This is a genomic window from Streptomyces sp. NPDC091387 (genome assembly GCF_044756945.1).
GTDB lineage: Bacteria > Actinomycetota > Actinomycetes > Streptomycetales > Streptomycetaceae > Streptomyces.
Genome location: NZ_JBIVTZ010000020.1, coordinates 89,935 through 116,113 on the forward strand (window position 1 = coordinate 89,935; position 26,179 = coordinate 116,113).

A 26,179-nucleotide genomic window follows, 5' to 3' on the forward strand; every position below is an offset into this window, starting at 1 on the left:
GGATGGCGGCCCTTCGGCCGTGCGTCGTTACGCGCCGAGCAGCGTGCGCACCCGGTCCGCCCCGACCGCGAGCAGCAGCGTGGGCAGTCGCGGCCCGGTGTCCCGGCTGACGAGCAGGCGGTACAGCAGCGCGAAGAACGACCGCTGCGCGGTCTTCAGCTCGGGCGTCGGCTTGGCGTCCGGCTCCAGCCCGGCCAGGGTCTTCGGCACGCCGTAGACGAGCGTGGTCAGCCCGTCCAGCGACCAGTGCGAGTCGAGACCCTCCAGCAGCAGCCGGAGCGACGCGCGGCCCTCGTCGTCGAGCGAGCCGAGGAGCTCCTTGTCCGGCTCGTCGCGGACGATGGTGCGGGCCTCTGCCGGGACCTGGGTGGTGATCCAGTTCTCGGCCCGGTCCAGCCGGGGCCTGGCCTCGTCCAGCGAGGTCAGCGGGTTGTCCGGGTCCAGCTCGCTGAGGATGCGCAGCGTCTGGTCCTGCGCTCCGGCGGTGATGTCCGCGACCGAGGCGAGGGTGCGGTACGGCAGCGGGCGCGGGGTGCGCGGCAGCTCACCGGCGGCCGTCCCGATCGCGCGGGAGTACGCGGCGGCGTCGGCCGGCAGCACGGAGCCGTCGGCGACCTTGCGCTCCAGCGAGTCCCACTCGTCGTAGAGCCGCTGGATCTCCTGGTCGAAGGCGATCTTGAAGGACTGGTTGGGCCTGCGGCGCGCGTACAGCCAGCGCAGCAGCGGGGCCTCCATGATCTTCAGCGCGTCGGCCGGGGTCGGCACGCCGCCCTTGGAGGAGGACATCTTCGCCATGCCGGAGATGCCGACGAAGGCGTACATCGGTCCGATCGGCTGCACGCCGTCGAAGATCTCTCGGACGATCTGGCCGCCGACGACGAACGAGGAACCGGGCGAGGAGTGGTCCACCCCGCTCGGCTCGAAGATCACGCCCTCGAACGCCCAGCGCATCGGCCAGTCGACCTTCCAGACCAGCTTGCCGCGGTTGAACTCCTTCAGCCGAACCGTTTCCGCGAAGCCGCAGGCCGAGCAGGTGTAGTTCAGCTCGGTGCTCTCGTCGTCGTACGACGTGACGGTGGTCAGGTCCTTCTCGCAGTTGCCGCAGTAGGGCTTGTACGGGAAGTAGCCGGCCGAGCCACCGCTGCCGTCGTCCTCGCTCGCGGCGCCGGAGCCCGCCTCGGCCTCCAGCTCGGCCTCGTCGGCCTTCTTCTGCTGCGGCTTCTTGCCCTTGGCCCCGGCCGCCCCGTCCTTCTTGGTCCGGTAGCGGTCCAGGACGGCGTCGATGTCGGCGCGGTGCCGCATCGCGTGCAGGATCTGCTCGCGGTACGTACCCGCGAGGTACTGCTCCGTCTGGCTGATCCCGTCGTACTCGACGCCCAGCTCGTCCAGCGACGCCAGCATGGCGGCCTTGAAGTGCTCGGCCCAGTTCGGGTACGCGGAGCCGGCCGGGGCGGGCACCGAGGTCAGCGGCTTGCCGATGTGCTCGGCCCACGACTCGTCGACGCCCGGGACGCCGTTCGGCACCTTGCGGTAGCGGTCGTAGTCGTCCCAGGAGATCAGGTGCCGGACGGTGTGGCCGCGGCGGCGGACCTCGTCGGCGACCAGGTGCGGGGTCATGACCTCGCGGAGGTTGCCCAGGTGGATCGGCCCGGACGGGGAGAGGCCGGAGGCGACGACGACCGGTTTGCCAGGCGCACGACGCTCCGATTCGGCGATGACCTCGTCCGCGAAGCGGGAGACCCAGTCGGTCTCGGTGCTGCTCTGACTCTGAGCCACGGTCGGCACGTCCTTCTCTCTTGTAGGACTCATAGGGGCGGGTGCCATTCTCCCAGGTACCGCCCACAGCGCGAAAACGGCTTTGCACACCGTGGGATACTTGGCGTCATCCCTTGTACTCCTACGGAAACGGCAGCCAGCTGATGGCCTCGGTCAATTCCCTCGCTTCCACGCTCCAGCAGCAGCTGGCGGACGCCCTGACGGCAGCCCTGCCGGATGCCGGCACCGCGGACCCGCTGCTGCGCCGAAGCGACCGGGCCGACTTCCAGGCCAACGGAATCCTGGCCCTCGCCAAGAAGCTCAAGGGCAACCCGCGCGAGCTGGCCGCCCAGGTCACGGCCGCCCTCCCGGCGAGCGATCTGATCAAGGACATCGAGGTCTCCGGCCCCGGCTTCCTGAACATCACGCTCTCCGACAAGTCGATCACCGAGACGCTCGCGGCCCGTGCCGCGGACGACGAGGGCCGGCTCGGCGTGCCGTTCGACGGCGCCGCGGGCACCACCGTCATCGACTACGCCCAGCCGAACGTGGCCAAGGAGATGCACGTCGGTCACCTGCGGTCCGCCGTGATCGGTGACGCGATGGTGCGGATCCTGGAGTTCACCGGCGAGTCCGTGGTCCGGCGGCACCACATCGGCGACTGGGGCACCCAGTTCGGCATGCTCATCCAGTACCTGATCGAGCACCCCGACGAGCTGGACCACGAGGGCGACAAGGCCGACGGCGAGGCCGCCATGTCCTCGCTCAACCGGCTCTACAAGGCCTCGCGGGCCCTCTTCGACTCCGACGAGGAGTTCAAGGCCCGCTCGCGGGACCGGGTGGTCGCCCTCCAGGCCGGCGAGGCGGAGACGCTCGCCATGTGGCAGCGGTTCGTCGACGAGTCGAAGATCTACTTCTACTCGGTCTTCGACAAGCTCGACATGGAGATCAGCGACCCCGACATCGTCGGTGAGTCCGGCTACAACGACATGCTGGAGGAGACCTGCCGGATCCTGGAGGAGACGGGTGTCGCCGTCCGCTCCGAGGGTGCGCTCTGCGTCTTCTTCGACGACGTGCTGGGCCCGGACGGCAACAAGGTCCCGCTCATCGTCAAGAAGACGAACGGCGGCTACGGCTACGCGGCGACCGACCTCTCCGCGATCCGCGACCGGGTGCGGAACCTCAAGGCGGACACCCTGCTGTACGTGGTGGACGTGCGGCAGTCCCTGCACTTCAAGATGGTCTTCGAGACGGCCCGGCGGGCCGGCTGGCTGAGCGACGGCGTCAAGGCGCACCAGCTGGCGTTCGGCACCGTCCTCGGCAAGGACGGCAAGCCGTTCAAGACCCGTGAGGGTGTCACGGTCAAGCTGGAGGACCTGCTGGACGAGGCGGTCGAGCGGGCGACGGCCGTGGTCCGGGAGAAGGCCGAGAAGATCGGCCTGACCGAGGACGAGATCGTCGAGAACGGCCGGTACGTCGGCATCGGCGCCGTGAAGTACGCGGACCTGTCGACCTCCGCCGTGCGGGACTACAAGTTCGACCTGGACCAGATGGTGTCGCTGCACGGCGACACGTCCGTGTACCTCCAGTACGCGTACGCGCGTATCCGGTCGATCCTGCGGAAGGCCGGCGACGCGAAGCCGGTCGCGCACCCGGAGCTGGAGCTGGCCCCGGCCGAGCGGGCACTGGGTCTGCACCTGGACCAGTTCGGCGAGGTGCTGTCCGAGGTGGCGGCGGGGTACGAGCCGCACAAGCTGGCCTCGTACCTCTACCAGCTGGCCTCGCACTACACGACGTTCTACGACCAGTGCCACGTCCTCAGCGAGGACAACTCGGCGGAGGTCGTGGAGAACCGGCTGTTCCTCTGCGACATCACCGCCCGCACGCTCCACCAGGGCATGAAGCTCCTCGGCATCCGGACGCCCGAGCGGCTCTGAGCACCACACGGTCCTGACCTGCGCGGCCGCGGAGGGCCGCCGGCACGCTCCTGACCCGGAGCGCCGTCGGCGGCCCTTCGCGCGTCGGGCCCGGAGCACGTGGCCCACGCGGGTGGTGCCTCAGGGGGGTGAGGCCCCCTGAGGGCTCAGGAGGCCGTGACCCCCACCGTTGTGACATCCGCGCCGATGTCGCACCAGGTGGTGGAGGTCCCGCCGGACACCGCGCGGTTGCCGAAGTGCCGGTAGGTGCCGTAGCCGGGCTTGTTGCAGTCGATGAACTCGGTGAACGCTCCGCCCGTACAGCTGATGGAGGCGCCGTGGTGTCCCGCGCTCCCGACCAGGAGCCTGGGAGTGCCGCAGGAAAGCCCCGCCGCGGATGCCGCCGCGGGCGAGGCCACTCCCAGCAGGCCCGCGCCGGCCAGCGCGAAGGATGCGGCGACAGCCGCGACACGGTGATGACTACGCACGTTCGTCTCCTCTGAGGTCGGACAGAAGCGATCGGTCGGATTCAGCCTGATCGAGCCCGGACTGATCCACTAGACCGCCCGAACCGACTGGCCGAAAGCGTCATACCGCCCCAGGAGGGATGAAACGAGCACCGGCAAGGGCGCGCAAGGGTCGACGCGAGCGACACGCGCGACGTGAGGGACGGACAGTCAGCCGAAAATCGACTACGCACAGTCATTCGACGAATGCGATGCGTAAGCGTCGCTGTCGGCTCCCCTGCCCGGCCGGGAACTACTCCGGACGTCCCAGCGCCCACCCGGAGACGTCCGACAGCCGCCCGCGCCACAGCGGGAGCCGCAGCGGGGCCGCGCCGCCGATCACGAGGGTGGCGTCGCGCAGATGGATCCAGCGGGGAAGCTGCTGCGTGTCCTCGTCGGCCCTGAGCTCCTTGATGCCCTGGTCCACCGTCTCGGGGAACTCCGCGATGAGGTTGGCGCCCTCGCCCTCGACCTGGCGCAGGCTCCTGGCCCAGTCCGCCTTCCAGGCCTCGTGCCCGATCACGTCACCGTGCAGCACACCGGCCGGGATGGTCAGCGTGAGCGGCAGCCCGGAGCGCATCTCCCGGTCGAGGAGCTGGAGCAGCAGCTGGAGCTGGAGATCGGGCACCGGCTCGACGATCACCGCGTTCGAGTCCGGTGAGCGGTCTACGGACTCGTTCATGGGCTGTTCCCTTCGCCGCGGCGGTCGTCCCGGAACGGATTCCGGCGAGCCGCACTGTCTGGTACCGGCCACCTTCCCCGAGGAGGCCGCCGCACGCCTCGGAACGGACGGTCACTCGTACGGGCCAATTTCGGATATACGGCAAGGGCTCGGGTACACGCAGCGAAGACCGGCTGCCGAGCCATTCCCTCTGGGGTGAATCCACATGACAGAGCAATGCACCACACCCGACTTCGTCGCTGCGGAAATGTCATCGGAAACCACACCGCCACCGGTCCGGGCCGCGGAGGCCCGCGAGGCCGCCGCCGCCTTCGTCGCCAAGCTGAATCCGGCCCCGTCCGCCCGTGCGGTCCAGAATCTGGTGCTGCTCTCGTCGGAGCTGGTGACGAACGCGATCCGGTACGCCGGAGGCGTCACCGCCCTGTCGTTCGGGGCCGACCAGGGCGCCCTGCACGTACGGGTCGTCGACCCCAGCCCCGCGCATCCGCAGTGCCGCGTCCCGGACCTGACCGGCCGGACGGGCGGCTTCGGCTGGCCGATGGTCCTCCGGCTGGCGAGCAGCGTCACCGTGCGCCGTCACGGCAGCCAGGGAAAGACCATCCTCGCGACGCTGGCCCGCTGAGGGGTCCGCCACACACCGCGTACGGCGGTTGCGGGTACGGCAGTTGCGCGTACGGCTCAGACAGCGCCCAGGAGGCCGAGCACCTTCCGGACCGCCTCGATCACCGGCTCCCCGACCGTCGACACCGTGGCAGCGATCCCGGCGACCGCCAGCAGCGCGCGGTGCCGCTCCTCGGGTGCCGGAGGCGCGTCGGCCTCTCCGGTGAGGGCCGGAAGGTTGTCGTCGAGGACCCGGGCACTGGCGGGCGGGAGCTGCCCCCGCAGCTCACCGACCAGCCGCAGCAGTTCCCGTACCGCCTCCCGCAGCTCCGGGGAGACGGGCTCGGCGGCGGGCTGCGCGAAATGGTTGTTCTGGATGCCCGTGTTCCCCGAGCCGCCGTACATGTTCACGGTGTCGCCGGTCATGAATTCGCAATCCCCACGTTCCCGGATCCGCCGTACATATTGACGTTGTCGCCGTAGTGGTAGATATGGGGACTCGCGCTGATTCCCTCCACCCGCACGGTGAACTCCGCTTCCGGATGGTCGATCGCGTGCGTGATGCGGCCGACGAGTTCGATCAGATGGTTCGGGTCGTGGCTGGTCACCATCGCCGTCGACAGCCCCGACGTCTCCACGGCGAGCACGAAGTGCTCGCGGGCCGCCAAGACCTTCGTCATGTCCAGCAGGAAGTAGGCCAGCGAGCCCGCCGCCCCGAGCCACACGAAGAAGATGAACGGGCCACCGCCGCTCTCGCCCCGGCTCAGGGTCGCCACCCCGTCCACCAGCAGAATGAGCACGGTCAGGCCCACCGCCATCACGAGCATCAACGCCACACGCTTGCAGAAGAGCGCGATGGCCTCCTTGCGACGCGGGCGCAGCACGAACGTGAACACGCGGACGATGTTCTCCAGCGGATACGCGGCCGGCCCGACCCACAGCAGCCGCTTGCTGATCCTGAGGTCCACCGCGCGCGCGAACGGCGACGGGGCGCCCATCGGACGCGGCGGTACGGCCGGTGATTCCACTGTTCCCCCTATGAATGATCCGCTCGCCGCGAAGGAACCATTAAGCGCCGCGCCCTTCGTCAGCGCAAGTGAAAATCCCTCAACGACGCTTCTCCTTAACGGGGTTGGCGAAATCTCACCACCTGGGCCGCCCTCGGAGCCCCCGTCACCGCCCCCTGCGGAACTGGCACCAGACCACCTTGCCGGGGCTGCGCTCCCCCACCCCCCACCCGTCGGAGTACGCCGCCACGATCAGCAGCCCCCGCCCCGACTCCCCGGCAGGCTCCCGCACCGCGGGCGTCCCGTCCCCGCTGTCGTGCACCTCGACCCGCAGCAGTTGCCCCGCCTCGCTGAGCATCAGCCGCACCCGGTACCCGCGCCCCGGCGGCACCCCGTGCACCAGGGCGTTGGTCGCCAGCTCGCTCACGCAGAGGAGCACGTCGTCGGCCCGCGCCCCGTACCCCCAGTCCTGGGCGGCCGCCCGCACGAACTCCCGTACGGACCGCACCGATCGGCGCTCGCGCCGGCAGAACCGCTCGCGCATCAGCACGAGTTGCATCGTCTCGTTCATGAGACGAGAGTCACACTCCGTGACTACGCTGATGCACTACGTGCACCCGTACAGATTTCTTGTACGTCCCGATCACGCGTGAAGTACGGACAAGAGTGGGGAGTGGGGACCGTATGCACCCCAGGAATCGGCAGCGCAAGAACGCGTCGGCAATGAAGCTCGTGGGCGCGCTCGTGGCGCGGTTCCGCATCGCCGCGGGACTGACCCAGCGCCAACTGGCCGAACAGGCCTGCGCCCAGCCGGAGACCATCGCCTCCATCGAGCAGGGCCGCCGCACCCTGCTCCCTCCCCTGGCCCGCGTCCTGGACGGCCTCCTGGACACGAAGGGCACGCTGGAGACGGCGGTGGACAACATGCCGGAGGTGGACCTGATCCCGGCGTGGGCGGAGCAGTACATGGACCTGGAGCGGTCGGCGCTGGCGTTGTCGTTCTTCGCCAATCAGGTTCTGCCCGGCCTGTTGCAGACGGAGACGTACGCGCGGGCCGTCTTCGGCAGCCGCGTTCCCGCGTTCAGCCCGGAGGAGATCGACACCCACGTCAGCAACCGGCTGGAGCGTCAGGAGATCATGCGGCGCACGCTCCCGCCCACCACGAGCTTCATTCTCTCCGAGGCGATCGTGCGGGCACCTTTGGGCGGCCCTGTCGTGCATGAGGAGACCCTTCGCCACCTGCGCGCATGTGCCGATCTCCCCGGATTCGCGCTCCAGATCATGCCCCTGGACCGAGCCACGCACGCAGCCCTCGCCGGCCCGTTCATCCTGCTGGAAACACCGGACTACCAACGTCTCGCCTACACCGAAACGCAGCGTGGCAGCCAGCTCATCTCCGACCCGGACGAGGTCAGCATCTTGTCGCAGAAATATGCGATGCTGCGAACGCAGGCCCACAACGTCGAGGATTCGAAGGGTCTGTTGGACCGGCTGCTAGGAGAGTTATGAGCACCGCACATACGTGGTTCAAGTCCAGCTACAGCGGTAGCGAGGGCGGCGAGTGCCTCGAAGTCGCCTACGACTGGCGGAAGTCGAGCTACAGCAGCGACGAAGGCGGCGAGTGCGTCGAGGTCGCCGCTCACCCCCGCGCCGTGCACGTCCGTGACTCCAAGAACCCCGAGGGCCCCGCGCTCACCCTCGCCCCCGCCACCTGGGCCGCGTTCACCGGGCACGTAGGACGCTGACGGGACGAGTGTCAGTGGCTTCAAGGGGACGGCTGGACCGGCTGCTAGGAGAGTTATGAGCACCGCACATACGTGGTTCAAGTCCAGCTACAGCAGCGAGGAGGGCGGCGCGTGCCTCGAAGTCGCCTACGACTGGCGGAAGTCCAGCTACAGCAGCGAGCAGGGCGGCGCATGCGTCGAGGTCGCCGCTCACCCCCGCGCCGTGCACGTCCGTGACTCCAAGAACCCCGAGGGCCCCGCGCTCACCCTCGCCCCCGCCACCTGGGCCGCGTTCACCGGGCACGTAGGACGCTGACGGGACAAGTGTCAGTGGGGGCGCATAAGGGCTGTCCGGCGAATCTTGAGCAGTCGGCGCGCATATACGGCAGTGCTGAAGCGTGGAGACTGCCTGGTACCGGCATGGTCAGGCACCACCAGGTGCTGCAACCATGTGGGTATCTTCGGGCCGGACGCAACTCGCGTTTCTGGCCTGTTAGCGGTCGGAGCGGAGCGACACCATGGCATGGGTAGTAGGAACAGGCGGGGTCTTGGGGCTGCTGGCGATCGCCCTGGGAATCGTGACACTGCGGACGGGATGGATCCTGCCCACGGCGCGTCGCCACGTCGCCAGGCCGAGGCTCCACGGCCTCGGTGGCCTGCTCACGGGCGCGTCCGTACTTCTGCAGAGCCTCTTCTACTTTGGAATCTTGCCGAGCGTTTCCTGGAATGTCCGTTTCTTCGGCGGAATCGCCTTCCTGTTCGCCGGGCTCCTCCTCATCTCTCTCAGCCAACTGCGGCCGCTCCGCCGAAACCGGGACTACGCCGGTCCTTCAGGCGCCTGATGGACTGCGCTTCGCTGAACAAAACGGCTTCGCCGAGCTCGAACGCTCCCTAGAGTTTCGGCATGGCGATGCTCCCGAATCCTCTCCGCTCTCCGGCCGACACCGGGCTGGAACTCCCGCCCGGCACACGCGTGGTCGACACGGCCGACGGCGCGTGGGACGAACCACTGCTCTGGTACGGGGACGAGTCCGCGGTCCCCGGCTCGTGGGCCTTGCTGCGCGCGTTGGGGCGGCCCGTCGGGCTGCTTCCGGTGCTGATCGACGGCGGGATGCGCACCCAGTGGCCCGAACGATGGGACCTCATGCCGGCCCGGATGACGTACCCCGGGGACCATGACGCAGAGGAGGTCCTGAGCGAGGTGTGGGAGGCGTACGCCGAGGAAGAGCTCGACCTCGGCGACGAGGCGGCCGACTGGCCGGGCCTGGCTCCCGTGCCGGCCGAGGCGGGGCCGGACACCCCGGACGGTCTGGCGGCCGAGATCGCGGACCAGATGACCCAGATGGACTTCTCGCCGGGCGGAATGCGGGCGGCGCTGGTGCCCGCGCGGCGCAGCGCGGACATACCGGCGGCGATCGGCTGGTCGGGGCCGCTCAACCACGAGAACGACGTGGCCCGGCTCTGCGCGGTGCTGCGTTCCTGGGAGGACCGGTTCGGGGCGCGGGTCGTGGTGCTCGGCTTCGACACCATGGTCGTCTCCGTGAGCCGCCCGCCGACCACGGCGGCCGAGGCCGAGGCGCTGGCCGCCGAGCACTTCGCGTTCTGCCCGGACAACATCCAGCAGTCGACGCTCAACACCCTCCGGACGTACGCGGAGAAGGCGGTGCTGAACCAGGAGACGTGGGCGTTCTGGTGGGACTGATCCCCCAGGGGCTTTCCGGCTCCTACGGGGACTGAGGGGTGGGGAGAGCCGACTGTCCCGCGTTCTGGGGCGAGACCGGCTCGACCCTGCGGCGTCGCCTGGCGAGCACGATGATCAGGGCGACCTGGAGCACGATGATGAGGACGAGACCGGGGTAGGCGACGGGCTCGGTGCCGACCATGCTGGAGAACAGGCTGGTGTCCCACAGCCCGTGGACGAGCATCGGCAGCAGGATCACGCCGCCCACGCGCAGGCACAGGTAGAAGAAGTAGCCCGAGGTGCAGACGACCAGGGCCTGAATGATCGCCTGGGCGCCTTGGCCGATGGCGTTGCTGACGTGAGCCAGGCCGAAGACCACGGATGACCAGAGGGCGACCTTGCCCTCGCTGAATCCGGCGCGCTTGAACACGTGGACGCCGATGCCTCGGAACATCAGTTCCTCGCCCACACCGACGAACAGTCCGAGCAGCAGCAGGCTCCCGACCAGGGAGGCGCTCTGGTCGCCGAGGTGGCCGTAGTTCATCCCGACCAGGGCGGCGAGCAGCATGGAGATCGGCACCCAGCGCACCCAGCGCCGCACGGGCGCGCGGTAGCGCAGCACTTCGCCCCACCAGCCGAGCCAGGTCACCAGTGCGGCCACGAACACGATCGAGATGCCGATCGGGATCAGCGCGTTGCGCACGATCGACTCGGTGGTCGGGAACTGGCTGTCGGAGGAGGAAGAGGAGGTGTCGACTCCGGTCAGCTGCCCGACGCCCTGGATGATTCCCAGGTAGACGATCACCGCCACCAGGAACCACGGCCACGTGAAGGTCCGCCCGACCTGCTTCTTCTCCGCCTCGGCTGATTCCACCGGTTCCACCTTCGCTGTCAACGGCCTTGCCGCACCCGCCACGTCTTTCGCGCGGTGATCGCCGAATCTTCCCATGTCACCATCTAATAGGACTACAGGTGAGCGCCCGCTCACCTACCGCCCGCGAGGAGCCCGCGCAGCCCGGCGACGAGTTGGGTGACGTCGGGTTCGGCGGGCGAGCCCGCCTGGGTGTTGGTGGTGGTGGTTTCGGGCTGTCGGCAGGGGTGGCAGAGGCCGTCGGGGAGTGCTTCGGGGCGGCCGGGGGTGCCGCATTCGGTGCACTCCATCATCACGCGCCGGACCGGGGTTCCGGTGGGCGGCGGTGTGGGGGTGGTGGGGAGTGCGGGCGGGATCTTGTCGTGGAGGCGGCGGCGGACGAAGCCGACGGGTGAGTCGACGTGGGCGGGGAGTCCGGCGGTGAGGGCGCGGGTGAGGTAGTCGGCGTCCACACCGCGTGCGAACCAGCACTCGGCCAGGGCTTCCAGGGCCGTGCAGTCGGCGGCGGAGAGCGCGAGGCGTGCGTCGGCCCGCCCGATCCCGGCCAGCGCGAGATACGCGGGCGAGGGAGCGGGGGCGGCGGCGCGGCTCTCGGTGCGGGGCGCGGGGACCGCTTCCCGCACGGGCTCGGGCGCCGGTTCCCGTACGGGTTCCCGCACTGGCTCATGGGCGGGCACTGGCTCGGGTGCCAGGTGGTTCGTCCACCATTCGTTGTCGTGCGAGGTCCGTGACCAGTAGGTCTGGAACACCCAGCGCACCTGGTCTCCGCCGCCGACCGCGCACCGTACGCGCCGCAGGTGTCCGGCCACCGACAGCGCGGTCAGCGCGGAGGCGACGGCCTGCTGCCCGTACAACGGGATCTGCTTGGCGAGGCACTTCACGCCCATCGTGGCGCCCTCGGGCAGCCGCTCGATGAACGCGGCGACATACCGCTCCCGGAAGGGCAGCAGGTCGAAGTCATCAGCGCGGGGGGCGGGTTGGTCCGGAACGGATCGCTTGCCGTAACCGGGATGGGCCATCGGGTACGGGGGCGACACTGCGGACGCGGGCAGGGCGGGACTAAGGTGCTCAACAGCCACGAGATCGCTCTTTCGATCTTGGAGGTCAGACCCCGGCTCGGTGCTGATTACACCGGTCGGGGTCGTTCAGTTCTCGCACCGTAGACAGTCGCGACGCTCCGTCGCAAGCTGTCACCATTAGTCATACTTGCTGGCCGTGACGGGTCAGGGAGGTCAGGAAGGTTTTCCCAACCACCCTTCTTTCCCCACCGGTTAAAAGAAGGCGCTCGAACCTCGCAGCTCGAATCCCGGAGCTCGAATCCCAAGCCCCGAGACTCGGGGCGACCTGCCCCTTCATACGCTCGAACGAGTGAACCGCCCCTCTCGGAGCTCGGATCTCGAAGCTCGGGACCCGAGACCCGAGACCCGGGATCCGGCGGCGTCAGTCGGTCTCCCACTTGGAAGCGCTGCGGTTGTAGCGGTACTCCGGCCGCCCCGCGATGCTGCTCGTACGGAATGGATTGCCGCCGTCGTCGATGCGCATCGTGCCCGTCTGGCCGCCGCTGCTCCACCGCAGTTCCAGGTACCAGCGGACGTCATGGCCCTCCACATGCACGTTGAGGTCGAAGACCTCCACATCGTTGGAGGAGACGCGGAACGGAAAGTTCTTCGGCGGCACGGTCTTGTCCCCCTGCTTCCCCGCCACAGGGGTGACCGTGGGACGGCTGTTGTCCAGGGCCACATCGAAGGACTGGGGCTCGATACCGCTCCCGCAGCCGTCAGCTATCGAGAACGCGGACTGCTTCAGGGGCGCGCTGCGGTTCAGCACCCGCACGTTCATGCCCTGCAGGACGACCGCTTCCTCCGACCGCCCCTGCACCGTGAGTTCGATCTTCATGTGGCCGCCGTCCACCCCGCCCAGCGCGCGGGCCCAGCCACGGGTGTCCTCCGGATCGGGCGGCGGAGGCACGCTGGCGGGGTCGTCGTCCAGCAGGTAGTACTGGCCGCAGGGCCCGTCCCAGTTGTACGAGCTGATGGTGACGGTCGGCGGCCGGCCGGTGGCGGCCTTGGGCTCGGTCCCCGCCTGGTGCGAGGCGGTCGCGGAGGCCTCTGCGGTCGGTTCGGCCGACCCGGTGGTCGCGGAGGCGCTCGGCTTCCGCGACGGGCTGGGCGACGTGGAGGCGCTCTCCGAGGCGTCGGCCACGGCGTCCGCCTTCTTGCCGTCCCCGGGGTGCTTGGCGTCCGAGGCGTTCGCCGCGGGTTCCTCGCTCGCCCCGGCGAGCTGGTTGGCGACGACGGCGGTCGGCACGGTGAGCGCGACGACGGCCGCCGCCGCGAGCAGGACGCGCGTACGGGCGGACGCGCGCCGCCAGCGGTTGCCCGAGGGGGCGGACCCGGCCAGGTGCTCACGTTCCAGTTCGGAAGCGGGCGCGGGCTCGGGTGCGGCTGCGAGTGCGGGTTCAGGCACGGCTGCGGCTTCCGGCTCGCGCTTGTGCTCGGGCTCGGGAGCCGGCGCTCTCCCTGCGGCGGACACCGCACGGGCATCGGCCCCGGACCCGGCGGCCGCCGCCCCGGATTCCGGCTTTCCGCGTCGCCGCGCGGCCTCGGCGACGATCCACCGCCGGTGCAACTCCACGAGTTCGTCGGACGTGGCCCCGCACAGCCGGGCCAGCCTTTCGACGGACCCGTACTCGTTGGGGACGGCGTCCCCGTTGCAGTACCGATGGAGCGTCGACGTGCTGACGTGCAGCTTCGTGGCGAGCACCCCGTAACTGCGTCCCGAACGGTCCTTCAGTTCCTTGAGCAGGGCCGCGAAATCTTCGGCCTCCGGCGTCGCCACTGCAGCGTTCCCCCTCCTGATTCGTCCCGGAACACCATTCCAGGGACGTGGAATCTGCCCAGGTCACAGTACGCGCAGACGTTCCAGCATCCCCAATGGCCCGGCAGGCGTTGCGGCCGGAATCCATCGCCCCGCAGTCTGTGACCACACCGCAGCGACAACGGGGGACGAGCAATGAAAACGCTCTTCCGCATCGAGCTCATCGATGTCCTTGCCATCGGGGTGGTGATCGTGACCGGCACCGTCGTCATGATCCTCATCCACCGGCCCTGAACGACCCGCACCGCACCTCACACACCCTCACCACCTCACGGGGAGCACCACCATGCGCAGCAACCGCATCCGCACCACCGTCCTCGCCGCCACCGCTCTCCTGGCCGCCCTCTCGCTCACCGCATGCAACGGTGACGACGGCAGCACCAGTGACAACGGCAAGGCGGGAGCGTCCGCTCCCGCTGCGGACAGCGCAGACAAGCAGGACCAGTCCGCAGCACCGGAGAAGGACGGCACCGACGCCACCGACGCCGACGCCACGACCGGCGGAAGCGGCACGACGAAGAACACCGCACCGCCCGCCGACAGCGACGGGAAGAACACCGGCGGCTCCACGAACAAGCCGGGCACCACCAGCAACGGTAAGGACGCCACCTGCTCCGGCGACAACACCAAGGTGACCGTCACCAAGGTGAGCCGCCCGGTCAACCACCTGCTGCTGACCGTGACGAACGCGGGCTCCCAGCTCTGCAACGCCTACTACGCACCCAAGCTCCGCTTCGACGACGCCCAGGCCGTCTTCCCGATCCTGGACGACAGCCAGCCCCAGGCCGTCGTGACGCTCGACCCGGGCCAGTCCGCCTACGCCGCCATCGGCCTGACCGGCGAGCCCGGCGCCGGCCCGGCGCCGCGCAAGGGCACCCACCTCCAGGTCAACTTCGCCGGCAAGAACCCCGGGAGCACCTCGGGCACCGCCGCCGAGCTGTCACTCCCGGCCGACACCTCCTGGGACGACAACGGCTTCGTCACCTACTGGCAGACCGAGATGGCCGACGCCCTCCAGTACTGAACAGCCAGCACTGAACAGCCAGCACTACACAGCCGGCGCTGAACAACCAGTACTGAACGACCGGCGCTGAACAACCGGCACCGAAGAACCGCACAGACCATCAGCACCACCACCAGCACCACCACTTCACGGGGAGTACCACCATGCGCAGCAACCGCATCCGCACCACCGTCGTCGCCGCCACCGCGCTCCTGGCCGCCCTCTCGCTCACCGCGTGCAGCGGCGACAGCGGCAGCAGCGAGAGCAGCAAGGCCGGAGCGGCCGCCCCGGTGGCGAACACCATCGACAAGCAGGCCACGTCCCAGCCCGAGTCCCACGCCACGTCCCAGCCCCAGTCCCAGCCCCAGACCGCCGCACCGGAGACGGGCGCCACCGAAGCCCCCGTCACCAACTCCGGCACCAAGTCCGGCGGCAGCGGCACGACGAAGAACACCGTGCCGCCCGTCAAGACCGGCGCGAACAAGGCAGGCAACACCGCCAGCCCCACCAGCACCAAGACGGTCACCTGCACCGGCAGCAACACCAAGGTCACCGTCACCAAGGTGAGCCGCCCGGTCAACCACCTGCTGCTGACCGTGACGAACGCGGGCTCCCAGCTCTGCAACGCCTACTACGCACCCAAGCTCCGCTTCGACGACGCCCAGGCCGTCTTCCCGATCCTGGACGACAGCCAGCCCCAGGCCGTCGTGACACTGGAGCCGGGCGAGTCCGCCTACGCCGCCATCGGCCTGACCGGCGAGCCGGGCAGCGGTCCGGCCCCGCGCAAGGCCGCCCACCTCCAGGTCAACTTCGCCGGCAAGAGCAACGTGGGCTCCACGGGCACCCCCGCCGAGCTGACGCTCCCGGCCAACACCTACTGGGACGACAACGGCTACGTCACCTACTGGCAGACCGAGATGGCCGACGCCCTCCAGTACTGAGCCCCGTCCGCCCCTTCTGCCGCGTCCGCCCTGCCCGCCCCCCGTCCACCCCGCCCCCCGTCCACCCCGCCCACCGGCGGGGCAGGCGGGGCACGGGCGTGTACGGGGAGTGCGCCGCCTCCCACGGGGAAGCCACTCACCATGGACCGGACAGAGAGCCTCATCGACCAGTTCCACGCGCAGCCCCCCGAGAGCGACACAAGACGCGAACTCGTCGCGGGAATAGGCGACATACTCGCGGACCGGCCCGACCACCCGGCGGCCCTGACGTTCCTCGCCTCGGTGACCGAGGACACCGAGGAGTACGAGCTCGCCAGGATCGAGGCCACGACCGCCCTGCGGCTGTCGCCGCCCACCCAGGACACGCACCGGCAGCGGGCGGCCCGCGCGCTGCTGGCCGTGATGCGCGGGCCCGACGAGGACCTGGTGCGGCAGTACGCGGCCATGGCGCTCGGCCCCTACGCGGACGACCCGGAGATCCACGACGCGATGGCGGCCGCCGTCCTCTCCGACGAGGACCAGCTCGTCCGGGACAACGCCCTGGCCGCGCTCAACCAGGCGGGCCCGAGCGAGAGCCGGGCCGAGGTGCTGCACCGGCTGGCCGACGACCGGACACTGGGCCGGGAGGCGGCTCGTATCCTCACCGCCTGGGGTGGCGAACCGGCGCTCTGAGCACGGGCGGTACCGGACGGGGTGCAGAGACAACCTGATCGCGATCCGGAACATCTCCTCTCACAAGTCCGCGCCCCCGCTGCGGACGGTGAACGAGGAGCTGAAGCATGCCCCGACGCCCCACCCGCCCGAAACGCCCGCACGGCCGCCGAGTCGACTACCCCCGCCGGGGGAGAGCCAGTTGGCGCCGCTGGGTCCCTTCGTGGCGGCAGGTGCTGAGCGGGGTCCTGCTCGGAGCAGCGGCGGTGGCCGGGCTGTTCGCCGCGGTCTACTCGTCCGTCGACATCCCCGACGAGAACGACGAGGCGCGGATGCAGGGCACCGTCTACTACTGGGCGGACGGCAGCCAGTTGGTGAGCGTGGGCGCGGTCAACCGGCAGAACGTCACGCTCGCCGACATACCCGATTCGATGGAGAACGCGGTCATCGCCGCCGAGAACGAGACCTTCTACTCCGACTCCGGGGTATCGCTGACGGGCATCGGCCGCGCGGCCGTCAGCATGGTCAAGGGCGGTGAGACCCAGGGCGGCTCCACCATCACCCAGCAGTACGTGAAGAACACCTACCTCAGCCAGGAGCAGTCGGCCACACGGAAGTTCAAAGAGTTCTTCATCTCGGTCAAGCTGAGCAACAAGCAAAGCAAGCAGAGCATCCTCCAGGGATATCTGAACACCAGCTGGTTCGGCCGCGGCGCCTACGGCGTCCAGGCAGCGGCGGTCACGTACTACGGAATCCCCGCGAAGAAGCTCGACCCCAGCCAGACGGCGATGCTCGCGTCGCTGCTGAAGGGGGCGGAGCAGTACGACCCCGCGGACGGCAGGGCCAACCACGAACGCGCCGTCGAGCGCTGGAAGTGGATCCTGGACCGGCAGGTCGAGATCGGCATGATGACGAAGACCGAGCGGGCCTCGTACACGAAGTTCCCCGAGCCGCGGAAGGCCGTCAAACCGACCAGCCTCGGCGGCCAGACCGGCTACCTCGTCGACATCGCCAACAAGTACGTCAAGCAGCGCTCCGGCCTCACCGCCAAGGACCTCGCCCGGGGCGGCTACCGGGTGCACACCACCTTCGAGAAGGACCGGGTCCAGCAGCTGGAGCGGGCCGTGCGCAGCACGCGCAAGCACGACCTCGATCCCGAGAAGCGTCCCGAGGACAAGTACGTCGAGGTCGGCGCCGCCTCCGTGCGGCCCCAGGACGGAGCCGTGGTCGCGGTGTACGGCGGAGCCGACGCGACGACCCGTTACGCGAACAACGCCGACACCGCGGGCGTCCCCGTCGGCTCGGCGTTCAAACCCCTCGTGCTGGCCGCCGCTCTTCAGAGCGGCAACGGAATCACCCTGAACAGCGGCTACGACAGTACGGGGCGGCTGATCACGAGCGGCCCGCGTGCGGCGATTCCCTGGGCCCGGCAGGGAATCAGTCCTGTCCCGGCGCCGGCCCCCCTGACGACGACGACCCTGCGCGACGCCCTGATCAAGTCCGCGAACGTCACCTTCGTACAGCTCGGCAAGCACATCGGGATGAAGAACGTGAAGAAGATGGCGGTCGCGGCCGGCCTGCGCGAGGACAGCCTGGCCCCCCTGGACAAGTCGTTCCCCCTCGGCACGTCCACCCCGAGCGCGGTCAGGATGGCGGACGCGTACACCGCCTTCAACAACGAGGGCATGAGGGCCGACCCGTACTCGGTGACCGGCGTGACGCGCGGCGGCGAGCCGGTCGACGGCTTCGAGCGGCCCGTACCGGAGCGCGCGATGGACACCTCGGTGGCCAAGGACGTGCGGAACACCCTGGGGCTGGTGGCCTGGACGACACTGGCGAGGGACGGGAAGTTCGACCAGTTCTCCGGTGGCGGCTCCCTCGCCGACCTCTCGGCCGGTGCGACCGGTGAGGACGACCGGATGAAGTCGGCCTGGTACATCGGCCACACCCAGGGGCTGACCACGGCCGTGACGGTGTTCCGCAACAAGCCGGGAACCCCCCAGCTGCTGGGGATGCAGGGCGTGGGCGGAGAGCGTTCGGAGCGCGGCAACGTCCTGCCGCTCCGGATCTGGGCCTCCTACGCCACCGGGAAGTAGCCCCGGCGTCCCGCCCGGCCCCGGACCTGCTCAGGGCCGGGCGGGACGCTCACGCACCCGCTTCAGGCGCCGCCGCGCGCCAGCTTCCGCGCGACCTCCGTCGCCCAGTACGTCAGGATTATCTGCGCGCCCGCCCGCCGGATACCGGTCAGGCTCTCCATGATCGCCGCGTCCCGGTCGATCCAGCCGCGCTCGGCGGCGGCCTCGATCATCGCGTACTCGCCACTGATCTGGTACGCGGCGACCGGCACGTCCACCGACTCCGCGACCTTCGCCACGATGTCCAGGTACGGTCCGGCCGGCTTGACCATGACCATGTCCGCGCCCTCCTCGAGGTCGAGCGCCAGCTCGCGCATCGACTCACGGGCGTTGGCCGGGTCCTGCTGGTACGTCTTGCGGTCACCCCTGAGCGACGAGCCGACGGCCTCGCGGAACGGGCCGTAGAACGCGGAGGTGTACTTCGCCGTGTACGCGAGGATCGCGACGTCCTCGTACCCCGTCTGGTCCAGCGCGTCGCGGATCACCCCGACCTGGCCGTCCATCATGCCGCTGGGGCCGACCACGTGGGCGCCCGCGTCGGCCTGGACCTGGGCCATCTCGGCGTACCGCTCCAGCGTCGCGTCGTTGTCGACCCGGCCGTCCTCGGTCAGCACACCGCAGTGGCCGTGGTCGGTGGTCTCGTCCAGACAGAGGTCGGACATCACGACGAGATCGTCACCGACCTCCTCGCGCACCGCGCGCAGACCGACCTGGAGGATGCCCTCGGGGTCGGTGCCGGCCGTGCCCCGGGCGTCCTTCTTCTCGTCCGCGGGGACGCCGAAGAGCATGATCCCGGAGACACCCGCCGAGACCGCGTCGACCGCGGCCTTCCGCAGGCTGTCCAGGGTGTGCTGCTGCACACCGGGCATGGCCGAGATCGGGACGGGGGCGGCGATGCCCTCACGCACGAACGCGGGCAGGATCAGGTTCGCCGGGTCGAGCCGTGTCTCGGCGACCATCCGCCGCATGACGGGGGTCGTCCGCAGCCGTCGGGGGCGAGAGCCGGGGAAGTTTCCGTACACAGTCATGCTTCGAGACTAGACCCGTACACATCACCGTCTTACCGACACCTGTGCCGGGAAAGCGGCGGGGAACGGAAAGGGGCCCGGCCGCTTCGAGGAGAAGCGTCCGGGCCCCACGATCCGTCACGCCGGATCAGGTCGTCGTACGACGCCGCCGCGCGCCGGGACGGCGCTCGCTCGGCCGCGTCACCGGGTCACCGGCCTCCTTCGCCGCGTCCCTGCGCTGCGCGCCGAAGGCGGCGAGCGCCTCGGCGAGCTTGTGCACGGACGGCTCAGGGGACAGGACGTCGACACGCAGACCGTGCTCCTCCGCGGTCTTCGCGGTGGCCGGGCCGATGCACGCGATGACGGTCACGTTGTGCGGCTTCCCGGCGATGCCGACCAGGTTGCGCACCGTCGAGGACGAGGTGAAGAGCACCGCGTCGAACCCGCCGCCCTTGATCGCCTCACGGGTGTCCGCGGGCGGCGGCGAGGCGCGGACCGTGCGGTACGCGGTGACGTCGTCGACCTCCCAGCCCAGCTCGATGAGACCGGCCACCAGCGTCTCGGTGGCGATGTCGGCACGCGGCAGGAAGACACGGTCGATCGGGTCGAAGACCGGGTCGTACGGCGGCCAGTCCTCCAGCAGACCGGCGGCGGACTGCTCACCCGAGGGCACCAGGTCCGGCTTCACACCGAAGTCGACGAGCGCGGCGGCGGTCTGCTCACCGACGGCCGCGACCTTGATCCCGGCGAAGGCACGGGCGTCGAGCCCGTACTCCTCGAACTTCTCCCGGACGGCCTTCACCGCGTTGACGCTGGTGAACGCGATCCACTCGTAGCGGCCCGTGACCAGGCCCTTGACCGCGCGCTCCATCTGCTGGGGCGTACGCGGCGGCTCGACGGCGATCGTCGGCACCTCGTGCGGCACCGCACCGTACGAACGCAACTGGTCGGAGAGCGACGCCGCCTGCTCCTTCGTACGCGGCACGAGCACCTTCCAGCCGAACATCGGCTTCGACTCGAACCACGCGAGCTGGTCGCGCTGGGCGGCGGAGCTGCGTTCCCCGACCACGGCTATGACGGGCCGGTGCCCCTCCGGCGACGGCAGGACCTTGCCCTGCTTGAAGAGCTGGGCGATGGTGCCCAGCGTCGCCGTCCAGGTGCGCTGCCGGGTCGTCGTGCCGCCGACCGTCACGGTCAGCGGGGTGTCGGGCTTGCGGCCCGCGGACACCAGCTCACCGGCGGCCGCGGCCACCGCGTCGAGCGTCGTCGAGATGACGCACGTGGCATCGCTCGCGCCGACCTCGCTCCAGCAGCGGTCGGAGGCGGTACGGGCGTCCACGAACCGGACGTCCGCGCCCTGCGCGTCACGCAGCGGCACCCCGGCGTAGGCGGGCACCCCCACGACGTTGGCGACACCGGGCACGACCTCGAAGGGAATGCCGGCGGCCGCGCAGGCCAGCATCTCGCCGCCCGCGTAACCGTCCAGGCCGGGGTCACCCGCGACGGCACGGACGACCCGCCTGCCGCCCTTCGCGGCCTCCATGACAAGATTGGCCGCGTCCCTGAGAACGGGTACTCCGACGGCTGTTGACTGCGCGTCAACAACCGTCAGCTCAGGCGTGCTTACGCCTGCCCGCGCATGGCAGCGGACGACGCCGAGAACGTCCGGCTCGGCGACAAGAACGTCCGCGCTCGCAAGCGCCTCGACGGCGCGCAGAGTCAGCAGTCCCGGGTCGCCGGGACCGGCGCCGAGGAAGGTGACGTGCCCTGCGGACAGGACAGGAAAATCGGATGCGACGGGGCCGGTGGGGCTCAAAGTGCTCGCTCCCCCATAAGACCGGCCGCACCCTTGGCGAGCATCTCGGCCGCGAGTTCGCGACCGAGGGCCGCCGCGTCGTCGTGCGACGTGGGGACGGGACCGGTGGTGGACAGCTGTACCAGCGAGGAACCGTCGGTGGACCCGACGACTCCGCGCAGGCGCAGTTCGTTGACAGCCTGACCGTCGGCCAGGAGGTCGGCCAGCGCACCCACAGGTGCGGAGCAGCCGGCCTCCAGGGCGGCGAGCAGGGCACGCTCGGCGGTCACGGCGGCCCGGGTGTACGGGTCGTCGAGCTCGGCGAGCGCGGCGGCGAGGTCAGTGCTGCTGGCAGCACATTCGATCGCCAGTGCTCCCTGGCCGGGAGCGGGCAGAACGGTGTCGACCGACAGGAAATCGGTCACCTCACCGGTCCGGCCGAGACGGCTGAGTCCGGCCGCGGCGAGTACCACCGCGTCCAGTTCGCCGTTTCGTACAAAACCAATACGCGTATCGACGTTGCCGCGGATCGGCACGGTCTCGATGCCGAGGCCGTGACTGCGGGCGTACGCGTTGAGCTGCGCCATGCGGCGCGGCGATCCGGTGCCGATCCGGGAACCGGACGGCAGCTGCTCGAAGGTCAGCCCGTCCCGCGCCACCAGCACGTCACGCGGGTCCTCGCGCACCGGCACCGCGGCCAGCGTCAGGCCCTCGGGCTGCGTGGTCGGCAGGTCCTTCAGCGAGTGGACGGCGAAGTCCACCTCGCCGCGGAGCAGCGCTTCGCGCAGCGCGGCGACGAACACGCCGGTCCCGCCGATCTGCGCGAGCTGCTCCTTGGAGGTGTCCCCGTACGTGGTGATCTCGACGAGCTCGACGGCCCGCCCGGTCACCTCGGTGACGGCCTCTGCGACGAGGCCGGACTGCGCCATCGCCAGCTTGCTGCGCCGGGTCCCCAGCCGCAGCGGCTTGGTGGCCCCCGCGCCCAGGGGTGAGTTGTCGGTCATGACCGCCCTCGATTCGGGTCGTTCAGGTCTGCCCGGGAGACGGCGGCGACCGTCTGCGGGTCGAGGTCGAAGAGTTCCCGCAGCGCATCGGCGTACCCGGCGCCGCCGGGCTCGCTGGCGAGCTGCTTGACCCGCACGGTGGGCGCGTGCAGGAGCTTGTCGACGACGCGGCGCACGGTCTGCGAGATCTCGGCGCGCTGCTTTTCGTCCAGGTCGGGGAGGCGTCCGTCCAGCCGTGCGATCTCGCCCGCGACCACTCCGGCGGCCATCGTGCGCAGGGCGACGACGGTGGGGGTGATGTGGGCGGCGCGCTGGGCGGCACCGAAGGCGGCGACCTCGTCGGCGACGATGGTGCGCACCTGGTCCACATCGGCGGCCATCGGGGCGTCCGCGGACGCCTCGGCGAGCGACTCGATGTCGACGAGGCACACACCGTCGAGGCGGGCGGCGTCCCCGTCGATGTCGCGGGGCATCGCGAGGTCCAGCAGGGCGAGGCGGACCGGCCCGGTGGACTGGGCGGGCACCGTGACCCGGCGGACGGCCTGCGCCTGCGCGGTCGCGGTGGCGGTGGCGGAGCCGTTCTCCACCCACGCGGCGTGCTGGTCCAGATCGGCGGGCGGCGCGGCGACGGGCACGGCGGGCGCCGCGTGCGGGGCGAAGTCCAGCCCGAGCGCACCGGCGACGGCCTCCGCGCTCAGCACCAGACCGGTCGCGCCGGTGCAGGAGACGACGACATCGGCACGTGTCAGTTCGTCGGAGACCGCGGCCATCTCCACGGCGTGGGCGGTCACTCCGGTGCCGCCGGCCTGGTTGAGGATCTCGACCAGCCGGTCGGCGCGGGCCCGGGTGCGGTTGGCGACGACGATCTCGGCGACACCGGTACGGGCCAGGGTCGCGGCGGCCAGCGAGGACATCGAGCCCGCGCCGATCACCAGGGCGCGCTTGCCCTTCGCCCAGACCCCGGGATCGCGGCCCTCGGCGAGCTGCTCCAGGCCGAACGTGACGAGCGACTGCCCGGCCCGGTCGATCCCGGTCTCGCTGTGGGCGCGCTTGCCGACCCGCAGGGCCTGCTGGAAGAGGTCGTTCAGCAGCCGCCCCGCGGTGTGGAGCTCCTGCCCCAGCGCCAGCGCGTCCTTGATCTGGCCGAGGATCTGGCCCTCGCCCACGACCATCGAGTCCAGTCCGCAGGCCACCGAGAAGAGGTGGTGGACGGCCCGGTCCTCGTAGTGCACATAGAGATACGGAGTGAGCTCGTCCAGACCGACACCGCTGTGCCGGGCGAGCAGCGTCGACAGCTCGGCGACGCCCGCGTGGAACTTGTCCACGTCGGCGTACAGCTCGATGCGGTTGCAGGTGGCGAGGACGGCGGCCTCGACCGCGGGCTCCGCGGCGAGGGTGTCCCGGAGCAGCTCGGCCTGGGCGCCGGCGGGCAGCGAGGCCCGCTCCAGCACGGAGACGGGAGCACTGCGGTGGCTCAGCCCTACGACAAGGAGACTCATGCCGGCATCACGGCGGGCATGTCCCCGTCGGGTCCCTTCCGGCTGGTGGTCGCGGCGCGCACGGGCGGTGCGGCCGGGTCGGGGCCGTCGTCCGCGGCGGCGTCCTCGCCCGCCTTGCGCTGCTCGTGGAACGCGAGGATCTGCAGCTCGATGGAGAGGTCGACCTTGCGCACGTCGACGCCGTCGGGCACCGAGAGCACGGTCGGGGCGAAGTTCAGGATGGAGGTGACACCGGCGGCCACCAGACGGTCACAGACCTGCTGCGCCGCGCCGGGCGGGGTGGTGATCACACCGATCGACACGCCGTTCTCGCTGATGATCCGGTCCAGGTCGTCCGCGTGCTGGACGGGGATACCGGCGACGGGCGTACCGGCCATCGCGGGGTCGGCGTCGATCAGCGCGGCAACCCGGAACCCGCGGGAGGCGAAACCGCCGTAGTTGGCGAGCGCGGCGCCGAGGTTCCCGATGCCGACGATGGCGACCGGCCAGTCCTGCGTGAGGCCGAGTTCACGGGAGATCTGGTAGACGAGGTACTCGACGTCGTAGCCGACGCCGCGCGTCCCGTACGAGCCGAGATAGCTGAAGTCCTTGCGCAGCTTGGCGGAGTTGACCCCCGCCGCCGCGGCGAGTTCCTCGGAGGAGACCGTGGGGACCGAGCGCTCGGAGAGCGCGGTCAGCGCACGGAGATACAACGGAAGTCGGGCGACGGTGGCCTCGGGAATTCCTCGGCTACGGGTCGCCGGTCGGTGGTTTCGGCCAGTTGCCACGGTGCTCCTGCGGGATGAGCGGGGCTGCAGGCGGCCGCATGTCCCATGGCCGCCCCGTCGAATGCAGGCTATGTCTTTGTGAACGCGTGCACAAAGATGGTGTCCGATTTGTCCGGTCAAAGTGACCGGGGTCACGCGCATTCGTCGCGCGATCCAGGAACTGCCGATCGCATCAGCCCGTTGCAGGCCCGAAGGGGGCAAGGCGGTACACGCTCCTCACGACTACACCCCCGGGACCACTCAAAACGCCCATGATGTTAACCGGGTTTCACTCAGGAAAGCAGCGCACTGCGCAGTCTTACCGGGTCCACCCGCCAGAACGTGTGCTGTTCGTTATCAATGAGGACCACGGGGATCTGCTCCCAGTACTCCCGGTGCAGCTCCTCGTCCCGGGTGATGTCCTTCTCCTCCCAGGACGCGCCGATCTCCTCGCAGACCACGCGGACCACCGCCCTGGCATCGTCACAGAGGTGACACCCGGGCTTCCCCACAAGGGTCACCACCCGGTCCGCGGGCTTCTTCTTCGTACGACGCAGCAGGGCACTCATACCCCTCATTCTCCGCCGCCCGGAGAGCCGCCCGCCCCCTCGTCCCCCGCGCCGTCCCCCGCGCCCGGAATCACCCGTTCAACCGTGCGGTCCCCGAGAGTTCACGCCCTCGCATCCCGGCAGGTCGGGAAGGGCCGAACCGACTGGCTATGCTCACGACATGGCCGCTCTTGGATGGCTCACACCCCGTAGGCGCTCCGCGACAGCACGGAGCGTGCTGGCAGGCGAGGCAGCAGCAGAGGCGGCGCGCAAGTCGTCGCTCGACGCCGAGCGGTCCGCGGAAGCCGACGCGGAGGCCGGCGCCACGCCCGGCGCGGAGGCCGGGGAGCCCGAGTTCCCCGTCGTCGGGGACGAACGGGCCGCCGCCTTCTTCGACCTCGACAACACCGTGATGCAGGGCGCCGCGATCTTCCACTTCGGGCGCGGCCTGTACAAGCGGAAGTTCTTCGAGCGCCGTGAGCTGACCCGGTTCGCCTGGCAGCAGGCCTGGTTCCGGCTGGCGGGCGTCGAGGACCCCGAACACATGCAGGACGCGCGCGACAGCGCCCTGTCCATCGTGAAGGGCCACCGCGTCTCCGAACTGATGTCCATCGGTGAGGAGATCTACGACGAGTACATGGCCGACCGCATCTGGCCCGGCACCCGCGCCCTCGCCCAGGCCCACCTCGACGCCGGCCAGAAGGTCTGGCTGGTCACCGCCGCCCCGGTGGAGACCGCCACGATCATCGCCCGCCGCCTCGGCCTGACCGGCGCACTCGGCACCGTCGCGGAGTCCGTCGACGGCGTCTACACCGGGCGCCTCGTCGGCGAACCGCTGCACGGCCCCGCGAAGGCCGAGGCGGTACGCGCCCTGGCCGCGGCGGAGGGCCTGGACCTGGCGCGCTGCGCCGCGTACAGCGACTCGCACAACGACATCCCGATGCTGTCCCTGGTCGGACACCCGTACGCGATCAACCCGGACGCCAAGCTCCGCAAGTACGCCCGTGCCCGCGACTGGCGGCTGCGCGACTACCGGACGGGCCGCAAGGCGGCCAAGGTCGGCATCCCGGCCGCCGCGGGAGTGGGCGCCCTCGCGGGCGGTACCGCCGCAGCCGTCGCCCTGCACCGCCGCCGCCGCTGACCCCGCCGCGCCGGTTGACCGGGTCACCCTCACCCGACCACAACCTGTCGCGGCTATCGGCAGATCTCGAAGTTATTTGATCAATAACCG

At 70.2% G+C, this 26,179-nt stretch carries 26 protein-coding genes; 11 read left to right on the forward strand and 15 right to left on the reverse strand.

The window, feature by feature from the left end:
• Nucleotides 1–27 precede the first annotated feature (27 nt).
• Nucleotides 28–1,785 carry a lysine--tRNA ligase gene (gene lysS / locus ACIQM0_RS32875; RefSeq protein ID WP_401293878.1) on the reverse strand — a complete coding sequence of 586 codons (1,758 nt, stop codon included), beginning with the start codon at nt 1,783–1,785 and terminating at the stop codon, nt 28–30.
• Nucleotides 1,786–1,919: 134 nt separating this feature from the next.
• Between lysS and argS the strand changes: the two genes are divergently transcribed.
• Nucleotides 1,920–3,692 carry an arginine--tRNA ligase gene (gene argS, locus ACIQM0_RS32880; RefSeq protein ID WP_401293881.1) on the forward strand — a complete coding sequence of 591 codons (1,773 nt, stop codon included), beginning with the start codon at nt 1,920–1,922 and terminating at the stop codon, nt 3,690–3,692.
• 146 nt (nt 3,693–3,838) lie between these two features.
• On the opposite strand, the gene ACIQM0_RS32885 is transcribed toward argS, so the two are convergent.
• Both ACIQM0_RS32885 and ACIQM0_RS32890 read right to left on the reverse strand, forming a co-directional pair.
• Nucleotides 3,839–4,159: a hypothetical protein gene (locus ACIQM0_RS32885; protein ID WP_401293798.1), complete on the reverse strand. Its 321-nt coding sequence runs from the start codon at nt 4,157–4,159 to the stop codon at nt 3,839–3,841.
• A 271-nt stretch (nt 4,160–4,430) separates the two neighbouring features.
• Complete coding sequence (locus ACIQM0_RS32890) at nt 4,431–4,859, reverse strand: hypothetical protein (protein ID WP_401293800.1); 429 nt, start codon at nt 4,857–4,859, stop codon at nt 4,431–4,433.
• Between the two features lie 247 nt (nt 4,860–5,106).
• Here ACIQM0_RS32890 and ACIQM0_RS32895 point away from each other — a divergent pair, with 247 nt between their 5' ends.
• Nucleotides 5,107–5,481 (forward strand): ATP-binding protein, encoded by a 375-nt coding sequence (locus tag ACIQM0_RS32895; RefSeq protein WP_401293803.1) that lies wholly within the window; start codon nt 5,107–5,109, stop codon nt 5,479–5,481.
• Between the two features lie 56 nt (nt 5,482–5,537).
• Here the strand turns inward: ACIQM0_RS32895 and ACIQM0_RS32900 are convergent, their stop codons facing one another.
• The 3 genes from ACIQM0_RS32900 to ACIQM0_RS32910 form a co-directional block, all read right to left on the reverse strand.
• Nucleotides 5,538–5,885 (reverse strand): DUF5955 family protein, encoded by a 348-nt coding sequence (locus ACIQM0_RS32900; RefSeq protein ID WP_363027377.1) that lies wholly within the window; start codon nt 5,883–5,885, stop codon nt 5,538–5,540.
• Nucleotides 5,882–6,457, reverse strand: a complete 576-nt coding sequence (locus ACIQM0_RS32905) for a DUF6232 family protein (RefSeq protein WP_401293806.1) — start codon at nt 6,455–6,457, stop codon at nt 5,882–5,884. The genes ACIQM0_RS32900 and ACIQM0_RS32905 overlap by 4 nt, the downstream gene beginning before the upstream one ends.
• A gap of 175 nt (nt 6,458–6,632) precedes the next feature.
• Nucleotides 6,633–7,037, reverse strand: coding sequence for an ATP-binding protein (locus ACIQM0_RS32910; RefSeq protein WP_401293809.1), 405 nt, complete (start codon nt 7,035–7,037; stop codon nt 6,633–6,635).
• Nucleotides 7,038–7,150: 113 nt separating this feature from the next.
• Here ACIQM0_RS32910 and ACIQM0_RS32915 point away from each other — a divergent pair, with 113 nt between their 5' ends.
• From ACIQM0_RS32915 to ACIQM0_RS32930, 4 genes are all read left to right on the forward strand, one after another.
• Entirely contained in the window at nt 7,151–7,975 is an 825-nt protein-coding gene (locus ACIQM0_RS32915; protein ID WP_401293811.1) for a Scr1 family TA system antitoxin-like transcriptional regulator, read from the forward strand.
• Nucleotides 7,972–8,211 (forward strand): DUF397 domain-containing protein, encoded by a 240-nt coding sequence (locus ACIQM0_RS32920; RefSeq protein WP_401293812.1) that lies wholly within the window; start codon nt 7,972–7,974, stop codon nt 8,209–8,211. The genes ACIQM0_RS32915 and ACIQM0_RS32920 overlap by 4 nt, the downstream gene beginning before the upstream one ends.
• Nucleotides 8,212–8,266: 55 nt before the next feature.
• The gene (locus ACIQM0_RS32925) at nt 8,267–8,506 is read left to right on the forward strand and encodes a DUF397 domain-containing protein (protein ID WP_401293815.1); all 240 of its coding nucleotides are present in this window, start codon (nt 8,267–8,269) and stop codon (nt 8,504–8,506) included.
• A gap of 588 nt (nt 8,507–9,094) precedes the next feature.
• Complete coding sequence (locus ACIQM0_RS32930; protein ID WP_401293817.1) at nt 9,095–9,892, forward strand: DUF4253 domain-containing protein; 798 nt, start codon at nt 9,095–9,097, stop codon at nt 9,890–9,892.
• 22 nt (nt 9,893–9,914) lie between these two features.
• On the opposite strand, the gene ACIQM0_RS32935 is transcribed toward ACIQM0_RS32930, so the two are convergent.
• The 3 genes from ACIQM0_RS32935 to ACIQM0_RS32945 all read right to left on the reverse strand — a co-directional run bounded on the left by ACIQM0_RS32935 (nt 9,915) and on the right by ACIQM0_RS32945 (nt 13,580).
• Entirely contained in the window at nt 9,915–10,745 is an 831-nt protein-coding gene (locus ACIQM0_RS32935) for a CPBP family intramembrane glutamic endopeptidase (protein ID WP_401293820.1), read from the reverse strand.
• 110 nt (nt 10,746–10,855) lie between these two features.
• Nucleotides 10,856–11,821 (reverse strand): MarR family transcriptional regulator, encoded by a 966-nt coding sequence (locus ACIQM0_RS32940; RefSeq protein WP_401293822.1) that lies wholly within the window; start codon nt 11,819–11,821, stop codon nt 10,856–10,858.
• Between the two features lie 361 nt (nt 11,822–12,182).
• Nucleotides 12,183–13,580, reverse strand: coding sequence for a helix-turn-helix domain-containing protein (locus ACIQM0_RS32945; RefSeq protein WP_401293825.1), 1,398 nt, complete (start codon nt 13,578–13,580; stop codon nt 12,183–12,185).
• A gap of 325 nt (nt 13,581–13,905) precedes the next feature.
• Between ACIQM0_RS32945 and ACIQM0_RS32950 the strand changes: the two genes are divergently transcribed.
• The 4 genes from ACIQM0_RS32950 to ACIQM0_RS32965 all read left to right on the forward strand — a co-directional run bounded on the left by ACIQM0_RS32950 (nt 13,906) and on the right by ACIQM0_RS32965 (nt 18,310).
• Nucleotides 13,906–14,643 (forward strand): DUF4232 domain-containing protein, encoded by a 738-nt coding sequence (locus ACIQM0_RS32950; protein WP_401293827.1) that lies wholly within the window; start codon nt 13,906–13,908, stop codon nt 14,641–14,643.
• Nucleotides 14,644–14,786: 143 nt separating this feature from the next.
• Nucleotides 14,787–15,563 carry a DUF4232 domain-containing protein gene (locus ACIQM0_RS32955; protein WP_401293830.1) on the forward strand — a complete coding sequence of 259 codons (777 nt, stop codon included), beginning with the start codon at nt 14,787–14,789 and terminating at the stop codon, nt 15,561–15,563.
• A gap of 141 nt (nt 15,564–15,704) precedes the next feature.
• Entirely contained in the window at nt 15,705–16,235 is a 531-nt protein-coding gene (locus ACIQM0_RS32960) for a HEAT repeat domain-containing protein (RefSeq protein ID WP_401293833.1), read from the forward strand.
• Nucleotides 16,236–16,342: 107 nt separating this feature from the next.
• Nucleotides 16,343–18,310 carry a transglycosylase domain-containing protein gene (locus ACIQM0_RS32965; protein WP_401293835.1) on the forward strand — a complete coding sequence of 656 codons (1,968 nt, stop codon included), beginning with the start codon at nt 16,343–16,345 and terminating at the stop codon, nt 18,308–18,310.
• 62 nt (nt 18,311–18,372) lie between these two features.
• On the opposite strand, the gene hemB is transcribed toward ACIQM0_RS32965, so the two are convergent.
• The 6 genes from hemB to ACIQM0_RS32995 form a co-directional block, all read right to left on the reverse strand.
• Nucleotides 18,373–19,377, reverse strand: a complete 1,005-nt coding sequence (hemB, locus tag ACIQM0_RS32970) for a porphobilinogen synthase (RefSeq protein ID WP_401293838.1) — start codon at nt 19,375–19,377, stop codon at nt 18,373–18,375.
• A 127-nt stretch (nt 19,378–19,504) separates the two neighbouring features.
• Nucleotides 19,505–21,172 (reverse strand): uroporphyrinogen-III synthase, encoded by a 1,668-nt coding sequence (locus tag ACIQM0_RS32975; RefSeq protein WP_401293840.1) that lies wholly within the window; start codon nt 21,170–21,172, stop codon nt 19,505–19,507.
• Nucleotides 21,169–22,155 carry a hydroxymethylbilane synthase gene (hemC, locus tag ACIQM0_RS32980; RefSeq protein WP_401293842.1) on the reverse strand — a complete coding sequence of 329 codons (987 nt, stop codon included), beginning with the start codon at nt 22,153–22,155 and terminating at the stop codon, nt 21,169–21,171. Before hemC ends, ACIQM0_RS32975 begins: the two co-directional genes overlap by 4 nt.
• Complete coding sequence (locus ACIQM0_RS32985; protein ID WP_401293844.1) at nt 22,152–23,654, reverse strand: glutamyl-tRNA reductase; 1,503 nt, start codon at nt 23,652–23,654, stop codon at nt 22,152–22,154. The genes hemC and ACIQM0_RS32985 overlap by 4 nt, the downstream gene beginning before the upstream one ends.
• Nucleotides 23,651–24,421 (reverse strand): redox-sensing transcriptional repressor Rex, encoded by a 771-nt coding sequence (locus tag ACIQM0_RS32990; RefSeq protein ID WP_123525295.1) that lies wholly within the window; start codon nt 24,419–24,421, stop codon nt 23,651–23,653. Before ACIQM0_RS32990 ends, ACIQM0_RS32985 begins: the two co-directional genes overlap by 4 nt.
• Nucleotides 24,422–24,693: 272 nt before the next feature.
• The gene (locus tag ACIQM0_RS32995; RefSeq protein WP_401293847.1) at nt 24,694–24,969 is read right to left on the reverse strand and encodes a glutaredoxin family protein; all 276 of its coding nucleotides are present in this window, start codon (nt 24,967–24,969) and stop codon (nt 24,694–24,696) included.
• Nucleotides 24,970–25,129: 160 nt separating this feature from the next.
• Here ACIQM0_RS32995 and ACIQM0_RS33000 point away from each other — a divergent pair, with 160 nt between their 5' ends.
• On the forward strand, nt 25,130–26,089 hold the full coding sequence (locus tag ACIQM0_RS33000; RefSeq protein WP_363027403.1) for an HAD-IB family hydrolase: 960 nt from the start codon (nt 25,130–25,132) through the stop codon (nt 26,087–26,089).
• Nucleotides 26,090–26,179 lie beyond the last annotated feature (90 nt).

What these genes read in the sequence shown, in the direction of transcription:
- argS (WP_401293881.1), top strand. Translation starts at nt 1,920, where the DNA reads ATGGCCTCGGTCAATTCCCTCGCTTCCACGCTCCAGCAGCAGCTGGCG.
- ACIQM0_RS32890 (WP_401293800.1), bottom strand. Translation starts at nt 4,859, where the DNA reads ATGAACGAGTCCGTAGACCGCTCACCGGACTCGAACGCGGTGATCGTC.
- ACIQM0_RS32895 (WP_401293803.1), top strand. Translation starts at nt 5,107, where the DNA reads ATGTCATCGGAAACCACACCGCCACCGGTCCGGGCCGCGGAGGCCCGC.
- ACIQM0_RS32900 (WP_363027377.1), bottom strand. Translation starts at nt 5,885, where the DNA reads ATGACCGGCGACACCGTGAACATGTACGGCGGCTCGGGGAACACGGGC.
- ACIQM0_RS32905 (WP_401293806.1), bottom strand. Translation starts at nt 6,457, where the DNA reads ATGGGCGCCCCGTCGCCGTTCGCGCGCGCGGTGGACCTCAGGATCAGC.
- ACIQM0_RS32910 (WP_401293809.1), bottom strand. Translation starts at nt 7,037, where the DNA reads ATGAACGAGACGATGCAACTCGTGCTGATGCGCGAGCGGTTCTGCCGG.
- ACIQM0_RS32915 (WP_401293811.1), top strand. Translation starts at nt 7,151, where the DNA reads ATGCACCCCAGGAATCGGCAGCGCAAGAACGCGTCGGCAATGAAGCTC.
- ACIQM0_RS32920 (WP_401293812.1), top strand. Translation starts at nt 7,972, where the DNA reads ATGAGCACCGCACATACGTGGTTCAAGTCCAGCTACAGCGGTAGCGAG.
- ACIQM0_RS32925 (WP_401293815.1), top strand. Translation starts at nt 8,267, where the DNA reads ATGAGCACCGCACATACGTGGTTCAAGTCCAGCTACAGCAGCGAGGAG.
- ACIQM0_RS32930 (WP_401293817.1), top strand. Translation starts at nt 9,095, where the DNA reads ATGGCGATGCTCCCGAATCCTCTCCGCTCTCCGGCCGACACCGGGCTG.
- ACIQM0_RS32950 (WP_401293827.1), top strand. Translation starts at nt 13,906, where the DNA reads ATGCGCAGCAACCGCATCCGCACCACCGTCCTCGCCGCCACCGCTCTC.
- ACIQM0_RS32955 (WP_401293830.1), top strand. Translation starts at nt 14,787, where the DNA reads ATGCGCAGCAACCGCATCCGCACCACCGTCGTCGCCGCCACCGCGCTC.
- ACIQM0_RS32960 (WP_401293833.1), top strand. Translation starts at nt 15,705, where the DNA reads ATGGACCGGACAGAGAGCCTCATCGACCAGTTCCACGCGCAGCCCCCC.
- ACIQM0_RS32965 (WP_401293835.1), top strand. Translation starts at nt 16,343, where the DNA reads ATGCCCCGACGCCCCACCCGCCCGAAACGCCCGCACGGCCGCCGAGTC.
- hemB (WP_401293838.1), bottom strand. Translation starts at nt 19,377, where the DNA reads ATGACTGTGTACGGAAACTTCCCCGGCTCTCGCCCCCGACGGCTGCGG.
- hemC (WP_401293842.1), bottom strand. Translation starts at nt 22,155, where the DNA reads ATGACCGACAACTCACCCCTGGGCGCGGGGGCCACCAAGCCGCTGCGG.
- ACIQM0_RS32985 (WP_401293844.1), bottom strand. Translation starts at nt 23,654, where the DNA reads ATGAGTCTCCTTGTCGTAGGGCTGAGCCACCGCAGTGCTCCCGTCTCC.
- ACIQM0_RS32995 (WP_401293847.1), bottom strand. Translation starts at nt 24,969, where the DNA reads ATGAGTGCCCTGCTGCGTCGTACGAAGAAGAAGCCCGCGGACCGGGTG.
- ACIQM0_RS33000 (WP_363027403.1), top strand. Translation starts at nt 25,130, where the DNA reads ATGGCCGCTCTTGGATGGCTCACACCCCGTAGGCGCTCCGCGACAGCA.